At 60.5% G+C, this 19904-nt stretch carries 15 protein-coding genes; 2 read left to right on the forward strand and 13 right to left on the reverse strand.

The features are described from left to right. Positions 1-29: 29 nt before the first annotated feature. The 4 genes from CIT37_RS34205 to CIT37_RS34220 all read right to left on the reverse strand — a co-directional run bounded on the left by CIT37_RS34205 (position 30) and on the right by CIT37_RS34220 (position 5205). On the reverse strand, positions 30-1493 hold the full coding sequence (locus CIT37_RS34205) for an NAD-dependent succinate-semialdehyde dehydrogenase (RefSeq protein ID WP_035711516.1): 1464 nt from the start codon (positions 1491-1493) through the stop codon (positions 30-32). 12 nt (positions 1494-1505) lie between these two features. Further along, on the reverse strand, positions 1506-2435 hold the full coding sequence (locus tag CIT37_RS34210) for a dihydrodipicolinate synthase family protein (RefSeq protein WP_018645246.1): 930 nt from the start codon (positions 2433-2435) through the stop codon (positions 1506-1508). Positions 2436-2606: 171 nt separating this feature from the next. Next, positions 2607-3755 carry a hypothetical protein gene (locus CIT37_RS34215; RefSeq protein WP_018645247.1) on the reverse strand — a complete coding sequence of 383 codons (1149 nt, stop codon included), beginning with the start codon at positions 3753-3755 and terminating at the stop codon, positions 2607-2609. 247 nt (positions 3756-4002) lie between these two features. Next, a complete protein-coding gene (locus tag CIT37_RS34220) occupies positions 4003-5205 on the reverse strand; it encodes a CaiB/BaiF CoA transferase family protein (RefSeq protein ID WP_028144091.1) in 1203 nt (400 codons plus the stop codon). A 264-nt stretch (positions 5206-5469) separates the two neighbouring features. Here CIT37_RS34220 and CIT37_RS34225 point away from each other — a divergent pair, with 264 nt between their 5' ends. Beyond that, a complete protein-coding gene (locus CIT37_RS34225; RefSeq protein WP_018645249.1) occupies positions 5470-6561 on the forward strand; it encodes a LacI family DNA-binding transcriptional regulator in 1092 nt (363 codons plus the stop codon). Positions 6562-6725: 164 nt separating this feature from the next. Here CIT37_RS34225 and CIT37_RS34230 read toward each other — a convergent pair whose 3' ends face one another. Both CIT37_RS34230 and CIT37_RS34235 read right to left on the reverse strand, forming a co-directional pair. After that, on the reverse strand, positions 6726-9359 hold the full coding sequence (locus CIT37_RS34230; protein ID WP_231088532.1) for a CehA/McbA family metallohydrolase: 2634 nt from the start codon (positions 9357-9359) through the stop codon (positions 6726-6728). A 201-nt stretch (positions 9360-9560) separates the two neighbouring features. After that, positions 9561-10886, reverse strand: a complete 1326-nt coding sequence (locus CIT37_RS34235; protein WP_063615341.1) for an MFS transporter — start codon at positions 10884-10886, stop codon at positions 9561-9563. Positions 10887-11599: 713 nt separating this feature from the next. On the opposite strand from CIT37_RS34235, the gene CIT37_RS34240 reads away from it, so the two are divergent. Then, positions 11600-12382 carry an enoyl-CoA hydratase-related protein gene (locus CIT37_RS34240; protein WP_028144089.1) on the forward strand — a complete coding sequence of 261 codons (783 nt, stop codon included), beginning with the start codon at positions 11600-11602 and terminating at the stop codon, positions 12380-12382. A gap of 59 nt (positions 12383-12441) precedes the next feature. Here the strand turns inward: CIT37_RS34240 and CIT37_RS34245 are convergent, their stop codons facing one another. The 7 genes from CIT37_RS34245 to CIT37_RS34275 form a co-directional block, all read right to left on the reverse strand. Then, a complete protein-coding gene (locus CIT37_RS34245; protein WP_018645254.1) occupies positions 12442-13662 on the reverse strand; it encodes a substrate-binding protein in 1221 nt (406 codons plus the stop codon). 148 nt (positions 13663-13810) lie between these two features. Continuing rightward, positions 13811-15067 (reverse strand): amidohydrolase family protein, encoded by a 1257-nt coding sequence (locus CIT37_RS34250; RefSeq protein WP_158644822.1) that lies wholly within the window; start codon positions 15065-15067, stop codon positions 13811-13813. Between the two features lie 76 nt (positions 15068-15143). Continuing rightward, positions 15144-15839, reverse strand: a complete 696-nt coding sequence (locus CIT37_RS34255) for an ABC transporter ATP-binding protein (RefSeq protein ID WP_018645256.1) — start codon at positions 15837-15839, stop codon at positions 15144-15146. After that, positions 15832-16566, reverse strand: a complete 735-nt coding sequence (locus CIT37_RS34260) for an ABC transporter ATP-binding protein (RefSeq protein WP_018645257.1) — start codon at positions 16564-16566, stop codon at positions 15832-15834. The genes CIT37_RS34255 and CIT37_RS34260 overlap by 8 nt, the downstream gene beginning before the upstream one ends. After that, the gene (locus CIT37_RS34265; RefSeq protein WP_018645258.1) at positions 16553-17563 is read right to left on the reverse strand and encodes a branched-chain amino acid ABC transporter permease; all 1011 of its coding nucleotides are present in this window, start codon (positions 17561-17563) and stop codon (positions 16553-16555) included. The genes CIT37_RS34260 and CIT37_RS34265 overlap by 14 nt, the downstream gene beginning before the upstream one ends. A 65-nt stretch (positions 17564-17628) precedes the next feature. Beyond that, positions 17629-18849, reverse strand: coding sequence for a substrate-binding protein (locus CIT37_RS34270; RefSeq protein WP_035711494.1), 1221 nt, complete (start codon positions 18847-18849; stop codon positions 17629-17631). Beyond that, positions 18846-19709, reverse strand: coding sequence for a branched-chain amino acid ABC transporter permease (locus tag CIT37_RS34275; protein WP_035711497.1), 864 nt, complete (start codon positions 19707-19709; stop codon positions 18846-18848). The genes CIT37_RS34270 and CIT37_RS34275 overlap by 4 nt, the downstream gene beginning before the upstream one ends. Positions 19710-19904: the final 195 nt, after the last annotated feature.

A 19904-nucleotide genomic window follows, 5' to 3' on the forward strand; every position in this document is an offset into this window, starting at 1 on the left:
GCTCCGGTTTGGTATCTGGTATTCCGGTTCTAGCTCGCCTGGCTCACGAATTTGGTGTCGAGATAGCCCTCGATTGCCTCGAGGCCACCTTCCGAACCGAAGCCTGACTCCTTCGTTCCTCCGAAGGGCACTTCGGGAAGCCCAAGGCCATGATGATTGATCGATACCATCCCGCATTGGAGATCGGCCCCGATCGCGGCCATCGTTGCGGCGGATCGCGTGTAGGCGTAGGCGGCGAGCCCGTAAGGCAGTCGATTGGCCTCCGCCACAACCTCGTCATAGGTTTTAAACCGCGCAATCGGCGCGACAGGGCCGAACGGCTCTTCATTCATGATGCGCGCTTGAGGTGGAACATCGGTCAGGACCGTCGGCTCGAAGAAGTACCCCGTATTGCCGATACGCTTGCCGCCGATGCGCAACTGGGCGCCGCAATCGAGAGCGTCCGCGACGAGGGTCTCCATTGCATCGACCCGGCGCGAATTGGCGAGCGGCCCCATCCGGCTATCTCTTTCAAGGCCATTGCCAACCTTGATCGCGCTGGCCTCGGCAACGAACCTCTTGACGAAATCTTCATAGATACTGTCATGCACCAGAAACCGCGTCGGCGAGACGCAGACTTGGCCCGCATTGCGGAACTTGTTCGCCGACAAGATTCTTGCGGCTTTCTCGACGTCGGCATCCGGGAAAACGATGGCAGGCGCGTGCCCGCCGAGCTCCATGGTGGTGCGCTTCATATGGGCGCCGGCAAGGGCTGCGAGATGCTTTCCGACCACGGTCGAACCGGTGAAGGAGACTTTCCGGATGATAGGATGGCGTATGAGATAATCTGAAACTTCGGATGGCACCCCGAAGACGAGATTGATCACGCCCGCAGGCAAGCCAGCATCCGCGAAACTACGCACCAGCGCCATGCAGCTCGCTGGCGTCTCTTCAGGTCCCTTGACGATGATGGAGCAGCCGGCTGCAAGGCTGGCGGAGATCTTCCGCACGGCCTGGTTGATCGGAAAATTCCAGGGCGTAAATGCGGCAACCGGCCCGACCGGCTCCTTGGTCACGAGCTGGACAACATTGCCAAAGCGCGCCGGGACGATCCGTCCATAGGCGCGCCGCCCTTCTTCGGAGAGCCAGTCGATGATATCGGCAGCAAGGAGCGATTCAGCACTCGACTCGGTGAGCGGCTTACCCTGTTCGAGCGTCATGATCAATGCGATGCCGGCTGCGCGCGAGCGTATGAGATCGGCGGCCTTGCGCATCGTCCTGTATCGGTCAAAGGCCGAAACCTTTCGCCAAATCTCAAATCCCTCCTGAGCGGCCATGATCGCACGATCGAGATCGCCACGAGACGCATAAGGAGTTTCGCCAATCGGCTGGCCGGTTGCGGGATTGAGGATCTTTTCCGAGCGATCCGAACCCCCTTCCGTCCACTCGCCGGCAATGAACATCCTGATCTTGGGGTACACAGGTTCTGCCTGCGTGGCTTGTTCTCGGCGCATCATGCCCGCATCTCAATGTCCCCAGCGAAGAGACAGCGGGTTGAGCTCACGCGCAAGCTCGATCAATCCAGCTCTCGTCGCCGGATGGATCTGCTCGAGCGGATGCCGCACGGCTTCGCATTTGATCACGCCGCCTTCAGCCATTACGCTCTTGGTGGCGCGCAGGCCGCACTGGCGGTTTTCGAAATTGATGAGCGGCAGCACCCTTGCATATGCAAGAGCGGCTTCCTGCCTGCTGCCCCCTTTGTGATGATCGAGCACGGGGCGGAGCAAATCGGGCAACAGCGCGCTCGACATTGTTCCGCTCGCACCGGCATCGAGGTCCGCCATCATAGTGATGGCTTCCTCCCCGTCAAAAGGACCAATGATGACCTCACCGCCGAGCTCGATCAGACTGCGGAGCTTGGCAGCCGCAAACGGCACCTCGATCTTGAAATATCTGGCGAGCGGCACCTCGCAAGCGAGCCGGACGAGAAACGGGACCGTCAATGTAACGCCGGAGAGCGGCGCGTCCTGGACCATAATTGGAATCCCGGCGGCGTCCGCGACCCGGCCGAAATGCCCGATCATGGCGCCTTCATCCGCCTTGAGGCTTGGACCATGATAAGGCGGCATCAGCATGAGGAGGCTTGCGCCACGTTCGGCCGCATAGCGGGCGCGTTGCACCGCAATCTGCGTGCTGAAATGGCTGCAGGTCACCATGACGGGCTTGCGGCCCGCGACATGCGAGAGGCAGAGATCGACCAGAAGGTCACGTTCCTGATCAGACAGCAGGAACTGCTCGGAATAGTTGGCCAGAATGCAGATCCCGTCCACGCCTTGGTCGATCATGCAATCGAGCACGCGCCGCTGCCCTTCGAGATCGAGATCTCCAGATTCCGTAAACGGCGTCGGAGCGACCGGGAACAAGCCGCGATAGATGGGGGGTTTCGCATTTCTCATGTAGAGGATTCCAGACAGGAGGCAGTCAGTTGCTGTCTAACTCGATCAGCCCATCGCGAATATCCAAGGAGTGGAGCCGATGCCGTCGGACTGTTTGGACAGATTGACTGGCGTGGCGTCACAAACAAGATTGGTTGGAGGCTTTGTTCGCGTTGGAAGCCTTTCGCGCCTCTAGATCCAGCCAGGCGGCACCAGATCCGTCAGGATGGCAAGGCATTCAAACAGGAAGTAGCTTCCGAAAATCAGCTCGACGTTCTGGGCCGCATCGATATCGCGCACGATCGCCTTTCGGGTGAAGCAGCCGCCGGTGAGCATTCCAGGCGGGCGCGGGTCATCGGGAGCAGTCGGTGTCAGGTATTTCGAGCTCAGTTGAGTAACTGTGCGCTCCGCAAATAATCTATATTTGGCGCCCCCCTCAGGACCAAGTGCGGATGCGAGGCGCAGCGCCGCGGCGGCAGCGATAGCAGTGGCCGCAGTATCCCTGCTGGTGTTGGGGATCGCCGGATCGTCGAAATCCCAGAAGGCAATGAGATCCGCGGGGACATGGTCGATCCACCAGTCAAGAAGGCGGACGGCGTAGTCGCGCCATAGCGGTTCGTCGGGGCGGACCATGGCGGCGTGAGCGGTGTAGAGCATCGCCCATCCCTGCGCCCGGCCCCAGGTGCTGATATCGCTATATCCCTTGTGCGTGTGCGTTCTGAGCACCTTACCGGTGTGATCAAGGGTGGAAGACTGGATAACTGAATTGTCCTGCCGCACATGGATCTCCAGGACGCGCCGCATATGTGCATTGGCGACCTCCTCCATCCGGGCATCGGAAAGCTCGTCCGCGGCCCAATAGAGCAGGCCTGTCGCCTGGAGCGAGTCGATGCTGCTCTCGGAAGCTCCCACTGCGCTCGCCTCCTCGGCATCCCTGCCCAACGGTATCAGTCCGAGGTGTGGATCGAACATATCACGAAGCGATCTTGCTGCTGTCAGAGCCACCGCGCGGGCGTTTTCTTCCTTGAACAGGATGCTGCCGAGGGCGCCGGCATGATAGAAGCCGAAGCCCTTGAAGGCCGTAAGCCGCTCGGCACGCGGCAACATTCGGCTTAGCGCAGCACGCGCGTCTTCGATTGGGAACTGGCTGCGATCAGCGAGGTGCGCGAGCCAAAGCTCACCGACAAATGCCCCGCCGGTCCAATCACCATCGGGGGTAAACGTCCATTTTCCGTCGGCGGCACTCGCCCAGTGTGGCAAGCCCGAGCGTGCGGTGTCCCGAGTCTCGGCAATGCGCTTCAGCATACGCTCGCGCGCGGGCAGATATTGGCTTTCCGACATGGCTTCTGGTCCAACATAATACTCGCCGCGCGGCTTTGCCCTGGCGGCAACTTAAAGCTCTTTACCAACAGATCCTGGACTGGCGCGAACGGTTGGTGTTCACGAGACTTCCAATCGTGCTTGGCTGCATCTCTGCGGAGTAGCAAGCCTCGTCAGCAGCACCGCAGGGAAAGCCGCGTGCAAGTTTATGCCAATCACGATGACCCTCCGACGTAAGCGTGCTGCTTTCGACAATCCTCGTTGTTCGTTAGTGATGCGAGTCCGCAGCGCCGATGGCGCCGGTTTCATAAAGATGCTTCAATTTCCTAGCGTCATAGCCCAGCTCTTTCAGAATCTCTTCCGTTTGCGCACCGAGCTTTTGCGGCGGCAAACGCACGTCCGGCTGCTCGCCGTCGTAGCGCACGGGATGGCTGACAAGGGTGATGGGAGCTCCGGTCGCGCCGGTCACGACCTGAAAATTTTTGTTATGCGCGATCTGCGGATCCGCAACGACGTCGGCATAATCGTTCACCGCAGCGTGCCAAATTCCACGCGCCTCGAACAGGACGATGCATTCCATGGTTGAGCGTTTGGCGATGTTGGCAGCAATCATGGCTGAGGCCTCGTCCCGCCGGCGATACGCCTCCTCGTCAGGAATTCGCTGGTCGGCCGGAAGGCCAAGCGCGCCTGAGAGCGCCTCCAGCGATCCCAAAGAGATCGCAATGTGCCCATCGCGTGTCGCATAGATGCCGTAAGGCGCACCGTAGTACCAGCCGGCCACCGGGCCCGGCTGACGGACGTCGTCAGGCCTTTGGCCGTTCAGGTAGCAGGTAAAAGATTCCATCTGCAGGTCGAGCGCAGCCGACAGCAGGCTAACATCGACGCGGCAGCCCTGCCCCGTCCGCGCCTTCCGCACCAAGGCAGCCAGGATCCCCGCCGCAAACAAGGCGGCGCCGTGATGATCGATGGCGGAAACGCCGACAGCCCGCGGCCCCTGCTCGCGACTTCCGGTGATCATCGCAAGTCCTGATAGCGCCTGGATCAAGAGATCCTGGCCTGGGCGATCGACATAGGGCCCGTCAGGACCGTAGCCGGAGGCAGCGGCATAGATGATCTGCGGATTGATCTTCTTTGCATCCTCGTAGCCGAGACCAAGCTTGTCGAGCACACCCGGGCGGAAGTTCTCTGCGATCACATCCGATTTGGCGATCAGTTGCCTGGCGATGACCACGGCTTCGGGTTTTTTCAGATCGAGCGTGAGGCTGCGCTTGTTGCGGTTTCCCGTCAGAAGCAACATTGATTGGCCGTCAACCCGCTTGTCCGCCCCGCCCCATTTCCTCTGAAAGGCCCCCCCGGGCGGTTCCACGGCGATCACGTCCGCACCGAGGTCGGCGAGAAACTGCACGCCGACCGGACCCATCAGAAAGTGATTGAGGCTGAGGACTCGAATGCCCTTCAAAAGATCGACCATACATCCTTGCTTTCGGTTTTACCTGAAATCGAGGTGCTGGTTCTCGATTTCTGAAATCGATTTCAGACTTAGGCTGTGCGAGAAGCGGAGTCAAGCGAATCTACCAACTTTCGAATGAGATTCGCTTCATCCCGCTCCATCTGTGCATGAGAGGGGCAGAAAATAGCGCCGATGGCCCGCATACAGGGCTTGAGAAGGTAGCGCTCGTGATGGTTTAACCCTTTTGAGGGGAGACCCTCTCCTTCTCCTGGTTGACCAACGCAAATGGACAAGAAACCTGTAATCGCGCCCAAAGGCCGGCAGCAGCCGCGCGTGAAGATCGAGGACGTTGCCCGGAAGGCGAATGTGTCGCCGGCGACGGTGTCGCGGGTTCTCAATCACCCCGATATCGTACGGCCGGAGCTTCGCGACAGGGTCATGCGGCATATCAATGACCTCGCCTACACGCGCGATAGCGCAGCCAGAGCATTGAAATCGGGACGCATGCGGACCGTCGGCGTCATCGTTCCGACACTGGCGCTCGGTATCTTTGCAGAAGGCGTGGAAGCCCTCCAGAACCGCCTCAGCGAAAGCGGCTACACGCTGTTCATTGCGAATTCGCAATATGACCAGCGGCGTGAATTTCAGGAACTGCAAAGTCTCATTGAACGCGGCATCGATGGAATCGTGCTGGTCGGAGCTTCCCACGGACGGGAGCTGAGGAGCCTGATCGAACAGGCAGGCGTACCCGTCATCACCACCTATGTTGCCAAGGCCGGCGGCGGCATCCCCGCGATCGGAATCGACAACGAAAGCGCCACCCGCGAGATGACGGAGTATCTGCTAAGGCTTGGACACGTCCGTTTTGGCGCGATTGCCAACGTTGTCGCCGCGTCCAACGACAGATCCCGCGCCAGACTCGAGGGAATTCAGCGCGCGCTGTCGGACGCCGGTCTCCCGCTCAAGCCGAGCCAGGTCGTCAAGGCCGATTATTCGCTTGCCCAGGGCCGTAGCGCCCTTCGTCAGCTCCTCACCGATCATCCGGACACGACAGCAGTCATCTGCACCACCGACACGCTTGCCATCGGTGCAATGGCAGAGGCTCGCAAGATGGGGCTGGCCGTACCGGCTACGCTTTCCATCACAGGATTTGACGATGTGGAGCTGGCGGCGCAAATGGACCCGCCGCTCACAACAGTCAGCGTTCCGGCAGCAGAAATCGGCCGGGGAGCCGCCGATTATCTCATCAATGCCATTGCCGGAAGTCCTGTCCCGAGAAGTGTCGTGTTGCCGTACCGGCTGGTCATGCGCTCATCGAGCGCCCCGCCGCGGTCCAGCGTCCGTCCCGCCCGTCGCGGGCGCAGTCGAGATCATTGACCGGGCCACGGTCCTGATAACTATTTCAGAACCGGAGGCTGGCGTCCGCATCCCAGGACCCGATGACGCAAGCTGCTCGCCCCTTATCATTATTCGCCCGTAAGTAGAGGTGGCTGAGCATGCGATGCGCCGCCTGCGCGATCGTCAATGGCACAAGAGACTTCTCAATGCTCGCGTTCAACGTGAACGGAGTGAACGGGCGCATGGTGGTGGCTGGCGCCCAGTTCGTGCAATCTATGATGCAGGCGATGATGCGCAAGTTCCAGGGCAGCTCGCAGCCGCGAGTGTCGCGCTTCGTCGGACTTGGGAGCGAGCGTGTCCATATAGGCGATCGATCCCTCGATTTGAGCAAGGACCGACACTGCATCCGCGGTGGCAAAGATGGGCATTCCGCCTACTTTGACATATACCGCACTGGTGTGCGCCGCAATGTCGGCCTCGCGTCCGGCGACACTGCCCCGAACGCGCAGCGCGATCCAACATGACTCGTTGATGGGCAGGGAGAGCTGCCCCTTGCACGACAAGCCTCCGCATCGAACCTCCTCGAGGACCGTGCCGTTACATATGAGCTCCACCCGCGCCGGCGGGACGCTGACCGATTCGATCCGCCAGTCGATCGTGAGGGTGCCGCCTGAACGGGGAAGGGACACCGTGCCTCCAGGGCGACGTCCTTCAACGGTCATCTCAACCAGAGGCCCGACAGTGATGAACGTGTCCCCGCTGCGTACGGCATCCATCCAGTTGCGATACGTGAAGTCGCGTTCGCCCAACCGCACATAGGTCCGTGAGCCCCCGAGGAGCGCGGCCGCGTCCATCTTGTCGGAGCCCGCCACCAGCGGCAGATGGTAGCCGATGTTGAGGTAGCGATACCAATCGGCGAGACCAAATGCGCTGAGCTGCGCGGTCCGCGGGTTGAACGACATCATTTCGATGGCGTCGACAAGGCCGAGCACAATGTCGGCCGCACGCTCCGCCTGCGGGTTCGGCGCATGCGGCATTACCACCAGCCCCCCTTGCTGACGGCAGCGCTCCGCCCAGTCGGCCATGGTCGCTTCCAGAACATGGCCGATTGCAGCTTCGTTGGACCCGCCGCAAGAGAGCGGATTGATCATCTCACCTTCATAGCCGAGCAGCGATATGTGCCCCAGAACCTGCATCCGGTTCTCCGTGCCGACCCGAACCAGGAATTCTCCGTCGCCGCCGAAATCCTTTGCCCCGAACGTCGTGCGTCCGTCGAAATCGGCGACGTTGGTGAATAGCTCGCCCCACTGTGCGGCGAGCAAGTTGACCACGTTGACACCCTCCGCCTTGCCCTCAAGCAGCGCTGTCTGCGGGCTTAGGAAATGGACGTGCGTATCAGAGCTAACCCATCCCTGTTCGCGCCAGCGCAGCACACGATCGAGCTCAAAGGTGAGAGTGTCCGTGCTTGCAGTGATGTCGACGATGGTGCGCAACGGGCGCACCTCAAAACCCCTGCAGATCTCTACGAACACGGGCCCGAGCGGCAGGTCCGCCTCGCAACTGCCGTCCACGTAGACGTACTGGTTCAGCCCATTGGCAAATTCGCCCGAGAAGTCCTCGAACCTGCCGGTATTGACCTTGCGGTGATGTCCCTTGGGTGGCAGATACTCCCCATGCGCACCATGGACATGCAACCGCGCGGCAACGCGCACGCCACTGTCCTTTTCCATGATGCGGATCTTGACCGGCCTTGTGGCCGGTTCGACTGTCGCCACATTGAGCGAGGCGCTTGCGTTACCGCCACCTTCCAACGATCGAAGCTCGAACATGTGCAAGCGGCCATCGTCGGGGCGCAGATAGAGTCTTGCGTCCGGATGCGCCGAGTACTCAACGATGACTTCGCTCCCGCAGCGCACGGGCTGCACATCAACTTTGGCGCCCAGCCAATCCGCTCTGGAGTACTCGAGCACTGCGCGTGCCGAGATGACCGTGCCGAGGTCCATGCCGATCTGCTGGCCCCGATCGTCGACATCGAGCTCGCCAAGCTTGTTCAGATGGAACCCCGGCGGCAGCCTCACCTTCAGCTTGCGACGGCCCTGGAGGCGCAGCGGGTGCTGGGTGAGCGCTGTCGTGGTCACCGCAAACACAAGCGAGATTTCCTGTTCCGCGCGCAAGCTCAACGCCGAAAGCTCCTTGTCCGGATAAGGATTGGGGAGCGCGTAAAGCCACACGTTCTCACCTTGTCGATCCATGCGTCCCGATTGGGTGCGAGCCTCGCCCTGGAAGAAGTTCGCCCCCGGCGCTCTGCCGAGTACAAAGTCCTCGCCGGTGCTTGCATGTACGGTGGGCGCGCGTAGCGGCAAGGCGGCGAACGCACTCGCACTCCAGGAGATGTGGTTCTGCTGGATCGCGAAGCGGCGCAGCACCGGCACGTCGGTCTCGCTGCCGTCGGCATAGCGGAGCCCGTATGTCGCCACCCGGTCGCCGAGTGGATTGCCTTCTACAGGCAGCGTAGCCGGGCCGATCTCTCCGAAACCCTCGGGGCTTGCACTGGGGCGGTCTGCCGCCACTTGCACGAACAGCACATAGCTCGCCATCGTCGGCGGCAACGCGATTACGGCAGGAGGGGCGCCGGGGCGCAGCTCCAGCACATCCGGCCCTATTTCGCTGCCGAAGAGAAAGGGCATGCCGCGATGGGTCTGGAGCCCGCGAAGTGAATCGATCCAGCCGGTGTCACCCGGGCGGGCGGCGAACCCTTCACCGGCATTTGCGCGCTTGGCGTTGAAATATCGCTTCAAGTCCACAGGCGTGAAGTGCGGCGATGAAGGTGTTTTCATGCTTCGGACTCCAGTTTCAGCAACTCAGTGCCTCGCAAGCATTCTTTGTTTGTTGTGAATGACTGCTCGCGCAAGGACGCTTGCGCCGACCCCATGCTCATGCCGAGCATGAAGAGATACGCGCGAGCCCTTATGTTTTGCAGCTAACGTGGACGCCTTGCGTCCGTCGCGGGCACGGCGAAGCGCAGGGGCAGAGCGTGTTCATTCACCTATGTAGAGGCAGCCGCGCTTCTTTGCGATCTGGTAGACCAGCACGCTCAGGAGCGCGATCAACGATCCGTAGACGGGAAACATCCAGGCGATGTGCTCGCGTTGCAACCAAACCAGCAGATAGGGTGACGTCCCGCCAAACAAGGAGACGCCGAGCGCATAGCCGAGAGCCACTCCGGTGGTCCGCACGGCGCGCGGCATCAGCGTGGTGGCGATGAAGTTATAGAGGGCCATGTTGAAGCCCACGATCGCGCCGCCGAACACCGTAACAAAGAAGAACGTGACGATGCCTTTTTCCGAATAGAGCAGTGTCAGGAAGAAGCATGGGATGAGCAACAGGCGCAGCAGCGCGAACGCGCGCGAGGGTCGCACCTTGTCCGCGAAAGCGCCGACAAACGGCGCCGTTGACATCCAGATCAGGACCATCAGGGTCATGATCCCGTACACATACGTGCTGTCCTCCTTGAAGACCGTATTGGCCATGTTGGGAAGACCGGTGTTCCAGGCATAGTTGGCGATCTGCACCGACCCGATCACCAGGATGACGGCGAGCAGCGAAAGGCGGACGCTCCATAGCGTTTTCCACACACCGCCAGTCGATTCCTGAATGCGCGAAGACTCGTCTTGCCGATGCATGGCTCGATTGATCAAGGTTTCCGGCACCGTCGTGCGCAGATAGATGATCAAAAGGCCCAGCACGCCGCCGACCGCAAAGGGTATACGCCAAGCCCACTCGCGCATGGCTTCAGGTGCGACCGAGGCGCTCACCAGGAAGGCAACTAGGCTGGATCCAAGGCTTCCCAATTGGATGAATGTGCCGCCAATCAGACCGAGATAGCGTCCCTCCTTACCAGGTGGCGCCAGTTCAATTGCAATGGCGTTGGCGACACCAGCTTCAGCGCCTGTGGCAAACCCCTGAATCAGCCGCATGATCAGCAGCGCTATGGCCGCCGTGACGCCGAGGTCCTTGTAGGTGGGCAACAAGGATATCAAAAGCGAGCAAACCGCCATGGCCGTGACAGAGATCAGCATGACGCGCTTGTGGCTGATGCGATCTGCGACCGGCCCCAGCAAAACAGCGCCCAGCGGTCGAGCGCAAAAGCCCGCGCCGTACACGGCAAGTCCCGCCAGCAGCGAGGTGGTGGGATCATCGGAAGGGAAGAAGTGCGGCGAGAGAAACGCCGCCATTACGCCGTAGACATTCCAGTCGTACCACTCTAGCGCCACCCCTCCTCCAAGGCCGGCGGTCATTCGCTTGTTGGCAGTTTGCTTGTCAAGCTGGACGGGTACAGCGCTGGGCTGAGCAATGATGTTCATGGGTCCTCGGGCTCTATTGATGACTTAATGATTTTGCGGGTCGCGCGAGAACGAGCAGCCGCTCGTCGGCTCAACTGCGCCCGCCGCGAGCGGGGGTCTACGAGAGCGGCGGCCTTGAGCAGGCCGGACCGCGGAAGCGCAAGCGCAACAGCTGCCCGGGATGCCGGCGGAAAGCCCGCCTGGCTTCACGTAATTGCGGGCCTCGCCTCACGAGCGGCCATTGCACGATCCTAATGGCGCAGGACGCCTTCATCGTTGCTTCCGACTTGCGCGGCGACTCGCATAAAGCGCGCGCGAGATTCCGTGCCATTCCCATGGCCAGCCTTCCTCCTGTTGCTCTAAGCGCGCTTCTGAAGAAGCTGATGTTCTTGTTGGACAGCGCGGCGTCACAAGACCCGTCGCATCGTCAATGAGATCCTTCAGATGTGACCCACTCTCGCCGGCCGCATCCTTCTGGTTTCCCGCAGTACCGGGCATTTCGACATCGAGTTCTGAAATCGATTTCAAGATTAGTAAGAATTCGGAACTGCGGAGTCAAGCCGTTTTTTACGGGTGAAGCCCGCCTCATGGTCTCCGTCGGCTCCGCGTTGAGCAAGGTGGCTCAGCGCCGCTGAGGCTGGTTCTTCCAAGAAGAGGCTTTTGGATGCCTCGTTGCGAAGAAATCGATTTCAGTCTAAGGCGTGGTTCTCATATTCCTTCAGGAGAACCGCTCCATGTCCGAGACGCCCGATCTCATCCTCTCGACATCTGTCGCGCCCCACGTGCGCCTATTGACGCTGAATAGGACATCAAAACGAAACGCCTTGAGCAACCAGTTGATCGTGGAGCTTGGCGCCATCTTGCGCCGTGCCGCAATCGATGAGGATGTCCGCTGTGTCGTGCTTTGTGGCAGCGATGCGTTCTTCTCTGCCGGAGCCGACATCAAGGAGATGCGGGAGCGCGGCTTTGAGGCAATCGACAATTCCGCCCGACGTTCTGCCTGGGGGGATGTCGCCAATTTCCCCAAGCCTCTCATTGCCGCGGTCGAGGGCATTTGCTTCGGCGGCGGCCACGAATTGGCGCTGCTCGCGGATATCGTGATAGCAGGTGAAGGGGCGGTATTTGGGCAGCCTGAGATCAACATCGGAATATTGCCCGGCGACGGCGCAACGCAGAGGCTGACACGCGTGGCTGGCAAATCACTGGCCATGCTGATGATCCTGAGCGGCCAATCCATCACGGCGCGGAGTGCGATGCAGGCCGGCCTTGTGGCGGAAGTTGTCGAAAGCGGCAGGGCGCAGAGGCGAGCGCTCGAAATAGCCGATCTGATAGCGCAAAAGCCTCCCCGCTCGGCTGAACTTGCCAAAGCTGCCGTTCTCGCCGCCTTTCAGACCACGTTGGACGCCGGGCTCGAGTTCGAGCGGCAAGCGATACGTCACGCTTTCAGCACAGCTGACCAGAAGGAGGGAATGAACGCCTTCTTTGACAAGAGGCCGCCGAATTATCGCGGGAAGTAGCCCCCCGCGATTGGCTCGCACGCGGCGCCGGCGAAGCTCGCCCGCGCAACATGCGACATTCAACACTCCTTCGGCTCGACCGGGCCGGCGCTACGGGCGACGATCTCGTATTGGCCGGCCTTTGCCACGCCAATGTACATGTTCATCCTGCAGTGGCGCTTGCCCGGCACCATCTCCGCCGGCCCGCCAGGCCCTTCCGCAATCTTGGCGTGGTCAAGCGCGGCAGCGACAGCCTCGCGGTCAATTGTACCGGCTTCCCTCACTGCGGCTTCCCACAGCTTCAGTCCTCGATACGTGCCGGTCGCGGCGCTTCCTGCTGAGAACCGGAACTTGCCCGGAAACTGCTTTTCGTAGGCCGACTGAATTTTGGCGCTCACCGGATCTTCCGCCGCGAGCGCCTTGTAATAGTCGAGGCTGCTGGCGAGGCCTTCGATCTCGTGAGCCTGGTTCATTTCGAGCGTGTTCTCGTCATAGTAGACGCAGCCCAGCTGTCCCCCATTCCTAGAAAAGCCCGCTTCATAAAGCTGTTTGAAGAACGAGCCGACGCCCGGGGGGATAACACTGTTGAAGACCACGTCTACCTTGTTGGACGTGATGCGGCTCACGGTCGATGAAAAATCGATTTGGTCAAGCGGGTAGTACTCCTCGAACACCACCTCCCCGCCGCTGCTCTCGATCACCTTGCGCGCATAGGCATTGATTGTTTGCGGCCAGACGTAGTTTGATCCAGGCAGCGCGAAGCGTCTGCCACCGTTCTTGATCAACCACGGAATGAACCGGTCGCAATTCTGCGCCGGTACCGGCCCGGTGCAAAACAGATAGGGCGTGCACTCCCTGCCTTCGTAGGCCTGTGGATAGATGTAGAGCGTCTTGCCACGAGAGATGATGATGTCCTTGATGGCGTTGCGCATCGAGCTCGCAATGCCGCCGAGTACCAGGTCGACCTTGTCTCGTTGAATCAGCTTGCGGACATTGCCAACAGCGACGGACTCGTTGGACGCGGTGTCTTCGATCAGGAGGTCGATCGGGCGCCCCAAGAGACCACCGTTCTCGTTGATCTCGCTCGCGACCATGCGCGCGACATTGGCGTCGGTATTCCCGGCAAAGCCGAGTGCCCCCGTAAGGTCGGTGGCAATGCCAATCCTGATCGGGCCTTCAGCGGCGTTGGCCCAGTCAGGACGGATCACCCAGCTGCCCGGGCCGGCCGCAATGGCCGCAGACACAAAGGCGAAATTGCCGAGAAAGCGGCGGCGGCTGAGTTGCCGGTGATCATTCAACATGGAACTGACCTCCCCTTGGCTCATGGCCTTAATCCACGCGCCCTGCTCTTTCCTGGGGGGCGCGGTAACCGGAACGCTATCCGTCATTTTTCGGTTTCAAGTCGGCTCTTCGGATCAACTTTTTAAAATCGCGAACGAAGTGCAGCAATCAGGACAGTCTGAAAAGCTCCCTCGCGTTCTCGCCAAGGATCCTGACCGCCAAGCGCTCTGCGTCTCGGGGGCGAAAGTAGCCGCTCGCAACTTTTTCTTTCAGAACCTCGCCGATGAGCCGGCGTGCGCCCTGTATCGCGGCAAATGTCTCCTCAACGTGAAGACAATCTCCTCCGATCATCATTCGCGATTCATCCGGCAAGACTTCAATAGCCTCGTGCAGGGCCAGCTTGAAATGGGACGGGCTCAACAGGAAGGACCAGCACAAATCGAGCCAAACATTGCGGTACACAAAAGCCATTCCCAACAAGTCCCGGCTCCAGGGATAGGCCAAATGCATCAGCAGAAAACGGGTCCGAGGATGACGCTCAATCAACCCGGTCATGCGTAGCGGGTGGGAGCCGCTTATGATTGCCGTTCCAAGATGAGTTTGGACTGGCAGGCCGGCTTCGCCTGCGAGCTGACAAAACAAATCGACGACAAAGTCACAGAAAGCCTTGCGCGCCGCAGGGGATGGAGACCTTTGTCCCCAGGCCTGCCGAGCGAGGTCCTCGTTCGGTTCGTCAAAGCTTAGATCGCGGTCATAGGCGAGCGCGTTTTTGAGCGCAACGTGATTGCGCCGGGCGCAGCCGGCTACGAGCTCCCGGATTGCGTCGCAATAATCGTCGAAGGTTTTCACCTCCATGCCGAGGCGCCGCAGCAACGTATGGCCGCAATTTCCATTGTGATCGCGAGATTCCGGGTGCCAGCCGAGGGCGAATGCATTGATCCGCAGGACCGCATCGTAACTTTGCCCTAGGACCGGCCGCGGATCCATCAACGGATCGAGAAAAGGGTCCGTTACGATCCTTCCGATGGCGGCGCGCCCAATGACTTCACTTGGCCATGTCGCCTCCCTGTGGCGCAAGCGCACCAAAGCGTCTACTGCCTCCCAGTTGTCGCGCGTGATTCCGGTTTCGGCGACGCCGTAAAGCTCGGCGACACCGCCGGCGAGGTTACGAACGAATGCATTTGAGCCGCTCCTCTCCAGGAACGGAGCAAGGGCCTCCCAGGTGATTGGCTCGGTAGCGGTAGATAACATATCGCCAGTCGCCTTGGGCTCGGATGGCAGGACGTGGCTTGTCCAAGCCGCATAGCTCTGCTGGAACAGTTTCAAAAGATTCACGTCCCGGCTATGTGCGACCTCGGACATGTGATGTTCATGGACATCGACGACCTGGCACGCATTCACAAAATCGCTCATGGTTTTGGACATCGTCCCTCTCTGTTCAGTCATCGCAAGGAACTTCAACGCGCCATCTTTCGGGCGTGGGATGGCAGCCGGGACGCCTCTACGGCGCCAGATACGTCAAGAGCCGCGGGTCGTCGCGCAGCTGTTGCGACGGGCCCGACAGCGCGACACGGCCGCGATCGACCACATAGGCCTGCTCCGCGACGCGCATTGCGAGATCGAGATGTTGCTCGACGATGATGATCGCGATCTCTCTGGCTAGTTCGATCAAGCGCTCGGTGATCTCCTCGATGACGCCGATCCAGACACCCTCGGTCGGCTCATCCAGCAGGAGGAGTTTGGGGTTTCCGAGCATCGCGCGGGCGATTGCGAGCATCTTGCGCTCGCCACCGGACAACGTTCCGGCCGGCTGATCCAGACGCTGGCCGAGTTTTGGAAACATCATCATGACCCGGTCCACTGCCGATCTATCGCGGTGCAAAAGCGATCCGACGGCGAGATTGTCGCGCACCGACAGGCGCCCGAACACTGAATGCTCTTGCGGCACATATCCAATGCCGGCCCGCACCCGCTCTTCGGTTCGGCGGCGATCGATATCTTGGCCGTTGAATTGCACGCCGCCCCTCCATGCCGGCAGTTCGCCCACGATCGCCTTCATGAGCGTGCTCTTTCCGGCGCCGTTACGGCCGAGGACGGCCACACCGCCCCGCGGTGGGACGGTCATATTGACACCGAACAGCACCTGGCTGCGTCCGTAGCCGGCGTCGAGATGCTTGAGATTGAGGAATTCAGGCACGGCGCAAATAGATCTCCTGGACGCTTCTGTTGGCCTGGATCTCGGCAACCGTCCCCGACGCCAGAACCTTGCCCTGATCGAGCACGGTTAGCCGGTCGCAGATGTCTCGGATGAAATCCAGGTCGTGCTCCACGATGACAAGCGAGCAATGCTGCTTGATCGGCTGCAGCAACTCGCCCGTGACGCGGCGCTCCTCAAGGCTCATGCCACCGGTCGGCTCGTCCAAGAGCAGAAGGCGCGGCCGGCATGCGAGCGCCATCGCGATCTCCAGCCATTGCTGCTGACCGTGAGAAAGGGTCGCCGCAGCATCAAACGCGCGATCGGCGAGCCGGAACTGGAGGAGCAACGTCATGACCTCCTCGTGCAGTCGTCCCCGACTGCGCGAGAACGCCAGATCCAGCAGTGAGGACCGGGCCTGCAGCGCGAGCAGGATGTTGTCGTATAGCGTGAGGGTCGGTAGCACGGCGGTGATCTGGAATTTCAGGCTCATGCCCGCTCGCGCACGCTCTGGCGGCGTCAACGAGGTGACGTCAGTATTGATGAATGTCACCTTGCCTCGCGTCGGCACTAGCGCACCTGCAAGACACTTCATCAGCGTGCTCTTGCCCGAGCCGTTCGGCCCGATCAGGCCATGAAACTCTCTCTCGCCGACGCTGAGCGCCGCTCCGTCCAGCGCGGTGAGTTTGCCAAAGACCTTGGAGATGCCGGCGGCTTCAAGGAGCGGCATTGCGCTTCTCCTTCAGGCTCGGGCCGAAATGACCTACACGTTCCCGCTCGCCCAGCACGAGGCTGATCAAGCCGAGGGGGCGGAACAGAATGACGAGCAACAGCAAAACGCCGAGAATGATCGGCCAGATATCGCGATAATTGTCGGAGAGCCAGAAGCTGAGGCCCTCAACAATCGCGGTGCCGATGACCGCACCGATCAATGTCCCGGAGCCGCCGAACAAGACGTAGAGCACGACCTGGGTAGACATGACCACGCCCAGCATGTTCGTCCAGACGAAGCCCTCGTGAAACGCATAGAGGCTGCCGGAAGCACCTGCGATCGCGCCGCTGATTGCGAATATGATGGCCTTCAAATGCTGCACATTGTAGCCGAAGAAGGCGATGCGCTGTTCATTCTCTCGCAATCCCGCCAGTGCCAGACCGAACTGCGACCGCAGCAAAAAGCGCGACAGAAGGTAGATCAGAACCAGAATGGCGAGAACCAGATAGTAAAATCCTGGTCCCTCGCTCAATTCGTGCGAGCCGATTGTCATCGGCGGGATCGAAGGGATACCGTTCTGGCCGCCAAGATAATGAGAACCCCGAGCGAGCCGATCGGCTGCATAAGCTCCGGTCATAGTACCAAGCGAAACGAAGACCACACTGGAGGGGTGACGGCCAAGCAGCAGGAAACCTGCCAGCAACAATGCCGCTACAAAACCGATCAAGGTTCCGGCCGGAAGAACGGCAAAAATCGATGCGACCCCGAAATCGCGTGAAAGCAGCGCCACACCGTAGCCGGCCGTGCCGAAGAACAACGACTGACCCAAGCTCAAGATCCCGGCATAGCCCCACACCAGGTCGAACGACAACGCGAAGAGGCACAGGATGAGCACTCGCGTTGCATAGACAGTGATGTAATCCCGCAGGACGAGCGGTGCGATCGAAGCGGCAATCAGCAATGCCAGTTCGAGAATTGGAAGCACCTTCGTTCGCCCTGCGATGGCAGATGCCATGACGGGCGAACGAGCAGCTTCAATCACGTGTGGCGGGGGCTGTGTGCCAGTGCCGGTCGATGACATCAGCACTCCTTCGGATCGACCAGGCCGGCGCTACGCGCGACAATCTCGTACTGGCCGCCCTTCGCCACTCCAATGTACATGTTCATCCTGCAGTGGCGCTTGCCGGGCGCCATTTCGGCAGGCCCGCCCGGCCCTTCCGCAATCTTCGCGTGGTCGAGGGCGGCGGCTACCGCGTCGCGGTCAATTGTGCCGGCCTCCTTCACTGCAGCCTCCCACAGCTTTAATCCTCGATAGGTGCCGGTCGCGGCGCTGCCTGCCGAGAACCGGAACTTGGCTGGAAATTGTTTGTCGTAGGCCGATTGAATCCTGGCGCTTACCGGATCCTCCGCCGCAAGCATCTTGTAGTAGTCGAGGCTGCTCGCGAGCCCTTCAATCTCTTGGGCCTGGTTCATTTCCAGGAAATTTTCGTCGTAATAGACGCACCCCAGCCGCCCGCCGTTTTTGGAGAAGCCGGCTTGATAGAGCTGTTTAAAGAACGGGCTGACGCCGGGCGGGACAATGGCGTTGAAAACCACGTCGACTTTGTTGGATATGATCCGGCTAACTGTGGAGGAAAAGTCAATCTGGTCGAGCGGGTAGTATTCTTCAAAGACGACTTCGCCACCGCTGCTCTCGATCACCTTGCGTGCATAGGCGTTGATTGTTTGCGGCCAAACATAATTGGAGCCAGGCAGGGCAAAACGCTTACCACCATTTTTGATCAACCAGGGAATGAACTGGTCACAATTCTGTGCCGGTACCGGTCCCGTGCAGAACAGATAGGGCGTGCACTCTTTACCTTCGTAACCTTCCGGATAGATATAGAGCGTCTTGCCGCGAGAGATAATGACGTCCTTGATCGCATTGCGCATCGAGCTCGAGATACCGCCAATCACCAAGTCGACCTTGTCTCGCTGGATCAGCTTTCGCACATTTCCCACGGCGACGGATTCGTCGGAGGCAGTATCCTCAATCAGGAGTTCGATCGGGCGTCCCAACAGGCCGCCGGAGTCGTTGATCTCCTTGACCAGCATGCGAGCGACATTGGCGTCAGTGTTGCCGGCAAAGCCAAGTGACCCGGTAAGATCGGTCGCAATGCCAAGCCTGATCGGGCCTTCCGCAGCATTTGCCCAATCCGGGCGAATTATCCAGCTGCCCGGACCCGCCGCGATGGCGGCGGAGGCGAAGGCGAAATTGCCGAGAAAGCGGCGGCGGCTCAGTTGACGGCTGGCGTTGATCATCGGTTGACCCCTCTTCCCGAAACAAGGCCTTGCGGCCGGAACTTGATGAAAATGATGGCAAGCACGAACACCAGAACGTCGGCGATAACCGGTGACATCAGCCAAGGCAGCCAGGCACTGAACGTGCCGATGACGCCGGCGCCAGCGACTGGGCCGGCGAAGGACCCGACCCCACCGACCATCACAGCAACGAAACCCTGGATAAGAAAGCGGATGCCGAGATCGGCGAACAATGAAAAGACCGGCACGATCAGCGCGCCGGCGAGACCCGCGAGTGCCGCACCAAATGCAAAGGTGACGCTGTAGATCATGCCCGTGGAGATGCCCGAGGCACGCGCCAGCTGTGGGTTCTCCAGCGAGGCGCGGACTCGCAGGCCGAACGAGGTGTAGGCGAGCAGAGCATGGCTCGCGGCCATGACCAGCAAAGTGATGATGACGATGACGCCGCGCCAGGCGGCGAAATGCAGACTGCCGATCGTGATAGAGCCACTGATTGGCTCCGGCACCGAGAGATACAGTCCCCCGGTCAGGCCGCGCACGGCTTCGCGAATGATCAGCCCCAGCGCATAGGTGCCAAGCATGGCGACGATTGGAGCGGCATAGAATCGGCGCACCACGAGTTTTTCCAGGACGAAACCAAGCGTGCCGACCGCGACGGGCGCGGCAAGCATGCCGAGCGGGACCGGCAAACCGACGCTGTGCATGAGATAAGTGACGTAAGCGCCGAGCAGGACGAACTCGCCTTGGGCGAAGTTGAAGATGCCCATCATGCTGGCAATGATCCCGAGACCGAGCACGACCAGCACAACAATGGCACCGAAGCTCAAAATCTCGAAGGTCGCGATAAGTAGCGTATCCATGCTGCTGCGTCACATTCCTTGGGCTTGCGAGCACAGCTTCTTCACGCCGACCGCGCGAAGGCGTGAGCTACTCGTTGGAATGCGAAGGGCTGCTGTCACAAGAGCGCTCCTGGAAGGTCATCCCGGCAATGGGAGTTGCAGGCGATGGTGGGCTTCTAGGGCGGCCCGCCTGTCGGCGCTTCATTCACGACATGC

Origin of the sequence: Bradyrhizobium ottawaense, assembly GCF_002278135.3 — a bacterium.
In the GTDB taxonomy this organism is placed as follows: domain Bacteria; phylum Pseudomonadota; class Alphaproteobacteria; order Rhizobiales; family Xanthobacteraceae; genus Bradyrhizobium; species Bradyrhizobium ottawaense.

Coding starts and splice junctions, on each gene's coding strand:
- CIT37_RS34205 (WP_035711516.1), bottom strand. CDS start 1,493: ATGCGCCGAGAACAAGCCACGCAGGCAGAACCTGTGTACCCCAAGATC.
- CIT37_RS34210 (WP_018645246.1), bottom strand. CDS start 2,435: ATGAGAAATGCGAAACCCCCCATCTATCGCGGCTTGTTCCCGGTCGCT.
- CIT37_RS34215 (WP_018645247.1), bottom strand. CDS start 3,755: ATGTCGGAAAGCCAATATCTGCCCGCGCGCGAGCGTATGCTGAAGCGC.
- CIT37_RS34220 (WP_028144091.1), bottom strand. CDS start 5,205: ATGGTCGATCTTTTGAAGGGCATTCGAGTCCTCAGCCTCAATCACTTT.
- CIT37_RS34225 (WP_018645249.1), top strand. CDS start 5,470: ATGGACAAGAAACCTGTAATCGCGCCCAAAGGCCGGCAGCAGCCGCGC.
- CIT37_RS34230 (WP_231088532.1), bottom strand. CDS start 9,359: ATGAAAACACCTTCATCGCCGCACTTCACGCCTGTGGACTTGAAGCGA.
- CIT37_RS34235 (WP_063615341.1), bottom strand. CDS start 10,886: ATGAACATCATTGCTCAGCCCAGCGCTGTACCCGTCCAGCTTGACAAG.
- CIT37_RS34240 (WP_028144089.1), top strand. CDS start 11,600: ATGTCCGAGACGCCCGATCTCATCCTCTCGACATCTGTCGCGCCCCAC.
- CIT37_RS34245 (WP_018645254.1), bottom strand. CDS start 13,662: ATGTTGAATGATCACCGGCAACTCAGCCGCCGCCGCTTTCTCGGCAAT.
- CIT37_RS34250 (WP_158644822.1), bottom strand. CDS start 15,067: ATGTCCAAAACCATGAGCGATTTTGTGAATGCGTGCCAGGTCGTCGAT.
- CIT37_RS34260 (WP_018645257.1), bottom strand. CDS start 16,566: ATGCCGCTCCTTGAAGCCGCCGGCATCTCCAAGGTCTTTGGCAAACTC.
- CIT37_RS34265 (WP_018645258.1), bottom strand. CDS start 17,563: ATGGCATCTGCCATCGCAGGGCGAACGAAGGTGCTTCCAATTCTCGAA.
- CIT37_RS34270 (WP_035711494.1), bottom strand. CDS start 18,849: ATGATCAACGCCAGCCGTCAACTGAGCCGCCGCCGCTTTCTCGGCAAT.
- CIT37_RS34275 (WP_035711497.1), bottom strand. CDS start 19,709: ATGGATACGCTACTTATCGCGACCTTCGAGATTTTGAGCTTCGGTGCC.